3 protein-coding genes are annotated in these 3559 nt (G+C 72.1%); 2 read left to right on the top strand and 1 reads right to left on the bottom strand.

The window, feature by feature from the left end:
• Positions 1 to 62: 62 nt before the first annotated feature.
• Entirely contained in the window at positions 63 to 737 is a 675-nt protein-coding gene (lepB, locus tag B7767_RS25800; RefSeq protein ID WP_256923572.1) for a signal peptidase I, read from the bottom strand.
• A gap of 347 nt (positions 738 to 1084) precedes the next feature.
• Between lepB and ahcY the strand changes: the two genes are divergently transcribed.
• Both ahcY and B7767_RS25785 read left to right on the top strand, forming a co-directional pair.
• Entirely contained in the window at positions 1085 to 2542 is a 1458-nt protein-coding gene (gene ahcY / locus B7767_RS25790; RefSeq protein ID WP_085574287.1) for an adenosylhomocysteinase, read from the top strand.
• A 151-nt stretch (positions 2543 to 2693) separates the two neighbouring features.
• Entirely contained in the window at positions 2694 to 3308 is a 615-nt protein-coding gene (locus B7767_RS25785; RefSeq protein ID WP_085574286.1) for a hypothetical protein, read from the top strand.
• Positions 3309 to 3559 lie beyond the last annotated feature (251 nt).

Below are 3559 nucleotides of genomic sequence, written 5' to 3'. Positions count from 1 at the left end.
GAGGGGGGGGCCCGCCACATCACAGTGGCGGGCCCCTCCGTCGTCCGGGGCGGCCCCGCGCCTCAGAAGTGCGAGGGCCACAGCTCCGTGTCGAACTCCGCCGGCCGGTGCCGCCTGGTCCGCCCCGCGAGCGCACAGATCAGGCCCGCGATCGCCAGCAGCAGCCCGAACAGCGTGGCCCCGGCGAGCAGCACCACACCCAGGCGGTCCTCCGTCACCCGGCCCCGCACCGCCTCCACGGGCACCGTGCCGCCGTGGTCGTCGGCGAAGAAGCGGGAGTCCCGCGAGTTCAGACGGTGGTCGCCCAGCAGGAACAGCCGCCCCTGCGGCACCCGGACGTCGTACCGCTGCGGAAAGGGGCCGTTGGCGTCCCCGTCCTTGACGTACGGCTCCTCGAACGCCCTGCCGTTCACCGTGAGCCGCCGCGCGGACCCCTCGCCCCCGCAGCACACGATCCGGTCACCGCCCACCCCGATGACCCGCTGCACGACGAGGCCGCCTCCCGGATAGCGGTCGGGCGCCGAGAACAGCACCACGTCGCCGCGCCGCACCTCGTCCCCGTCCACGCGTGCGTAGAAGACGTCGTCACCGAGCCGGTACGTCGGCGCCATGCTCCCGCCCCGCACATCGGCCATCCCGTAGTTCAGCCGCAGCGCCCCCAGGGACGCCACCACCGACAGCAGTCCCGCCGCGAGCATCACCCACCCCGTGACCAGCATTCCCCGCCCCGTGCCCACGCCCGGACCCCTCCCCGCACGGACCACCCGCGCGGGGTGAGGCTAGCGGCCCGCCCGGCGACGGCCGCCGGGGGACTGGTGCGGGGCGCCCGCCAGATCGGCCTGATGTGTACGCGGGCGGACTGGGGTCGGCCGGGCCCGGCGGTGTAGCTTGGGACGGAGCCAGACGTCGCTGCTGATGGCGGTCGGGCGGTCCCACCGCGGACCGGCCGAGGGAGAGAGGGCCTCCGACGGACTGCGCTGCGCACACGCGGGCATGCCTGTGTCCTCCTCAGGGCACCCCTGTGTCCGCCGCCGCGCAGACCAGCCGTACCCACCTCGACCCACACCCCGAGGAGCAGCTCGCAATGACGACTGTCGACAACCGACAGGACTTCAAGGTCGCAGACCTCTCCCTGGCCGAGTTCGGCCGCAAGGAGATCACCCTCGCCGAGCACGAGATGCCCGGCCTGATGGCGATCCGCAAGGAGTACGCCGACGCCCAGCCCCTGGCCGGCGCCCGCGTCACCGGCTCCCTGCACATGACCGTGCAGACCGCCGTCCTCATCGAGACCCTGGTCGCCCTCGGCGCCCGGGTCCGCTGGGCGTCCTGCAACATCTTCTCCACCCAGGACCACGCCGCGGCCGCCATCGCCGTCGGCCCGAACGGTACGCCCGACAACCCGCAGGGCGTCCCCGTCTTCGCCTGGAAGGGCGAGACCCTGGAGGAGTACTGGTGGTGCACGGAGCAGGCGCTGACCTGGCCGGACAGCCCCACCGGCGGCCCCAACATGATCCTCGACGACGGCGGTGACGCCACCCTCCTCGTCCACAAGGGCGTCGAGTACGAGAAGGACGGCAAGGCCCCCTCGCCCGACACCGCCGAGTCCGACGAGCACCGCGTCATCCTCGAGCTGCTCAACCGCACCCTGGGCGAGAGCCCGCAGAAGTGGACCCAGCTCGCCTCCGAGATCCGCGGTGTCACCGAGGAGACCACGACCGGCGTCCACCGCCTGTACGAGATGCAGCGCGAGGGCACCCTCCTGTTCCCGGCGATCAACGTCAACGACGCCGTCACCAAGTCGAAGTTCGACAACAAGTACGGCTGCCGCCACTCCCTGGTCGACGGCATCAACCGCGCCACCGACACCCTGATCGGCGGCAAGACCGCGGTCGTGTTCGGCTACGGCGACGTGGGCAAGGGCTGCGCGGAGTCCCTGCGCGGTCAGGGCGCCCGCGTGATCGTCACCGAGATCGACCCGATCTGCGCCCTGCAGGCCGCGATGGACGGCTACCAGGTCACGACGCTCGACGAGGTCGTCGACAAGGCCGACATCTTCGTCACCACGACCGGCAACAAGGACATCATCATGGCCGCCGACATGGCCAAGATGAAGCACCAGGCCATCGTCGGCAACATCGGCCACTTCGACAACGAGATCGACATGGCCGGCCTCGCCAAGGTCCCCGGCATCGTCAAGGACGAGATCAAGCCGCAGGTCCACACCTGGACCTTCCCCGACGGCAAGAAGATCATCGTCCTCTCCGAGGGCCGCCTGCTGAACCTGGGCAACGCCACCGGCCACCCGTCGTTCGTGATGTCCAACTCCTTCGCGGACCAGACGCTGGCCCAGATCGAGCTGTTCACCAAGCCCGACGAGTACCCGACCGGCGTCTACGTGCTGCCCAAGCACCTCGACGAGAAGGTCGCCCGCCTCCACCTCGACGCACTCGGCGTCAAGCTGACCACGCTCCGCCCGGAGCAGGCCGAGTACATCGGCGTGCAGGTCGAGGGCCCGTTCAAGTCGGACCACTACCGCTACTGAGCCCACGCTCCCGCCGCGGCGAGCGCGTCCGCGCACCGGACGCGCTCCCCGGCGGCAGGTCCTCCGAGGCAGGCCCCCGCACCCCCGTGCCGGGGGCCTGCCCCTTTGGCGGACCGGCGACCGGCCCAGCCCGTCACGACCCAGGACCCCCATGCCCCGCGGCCGCTATTCGCTCCACGATCCGCACGATCACACCCCCCTCGCGGAAGAACACTTCCACTGCGCCCCCGGCCCTTCCGGCTGGCGCTACGTCTCCCAGCTCACCGCCCCCGCAGGCGATCACCTGGGCTCGGTCGACCTCGCCCTCGACGAACTCGGCCGCCCCATCCGCCTCGAACTCCACGCCGCGAGCTGGCAGGTCCGCGGCGCCGCCCTCGACGGCGTCACCTGGGTCCGCACCGACCCCACCGGGACCCACGCCACCGAAGGCAATGTGCGCGCCCACGCCTTCACCGGCTCGTCCCCCGCCTTTCTCGTCGCCACCGCCCGCCTCCTGCGCCTCACCCCCTCGGCATCGGCCACCCGCGTACGCCTCGTCGCCTTCACGGACCCGGTCCTCGCCCCGCGCACCCTGGACCAGTCCTGGGCGCTGGTGAAAAGAGAAGCACACGCCACTGACAACGGCCCCCTGACCGTGGACGAATACCAGGTCACAGCCCTGGACACGGGTGAGCAGCACTCCGTGCACCTCGCCGGGGACGTGGTCCTCGCGGCCCCCGGCATCGAACTGGAGGACCTCGAATCACCACCGTCGGTCCTCGACTGACCAGCGACTCCCGAAGGCACCTACGCCGGCGGGGCGAACCCCGTCGAGGGCCGACCGGCCGACGGTCCCTCCTGCGGCGGGGCGGCCCGCTCCCCGCGCACCGCGGTTCCCGGATCGGCCGACGGATACACAGCCGGCCGCACATCCGGCGCGACGGCCGCAGCGGGGTACACCGGCGGGGCGCAGGCACCCGCAGAACCAGCCGCACCCACGGGCCCGCCACCCCCGGCCGGCCCCTGCCCGAACGCCCG

Origin of the sequence: Streptomyces sp. 13-12-16, from assembly GCF_002114215.1 — a bacterium.
Classification (GTDB): domain Bacteria; phylum Actinomycetota; class Actinomycetes; order Streptomycetales; family Streptomycetaceae; genus Streptomyces.
This window is presented reverse-complemented; position numbering and strand designations above follow the sequence as displayed.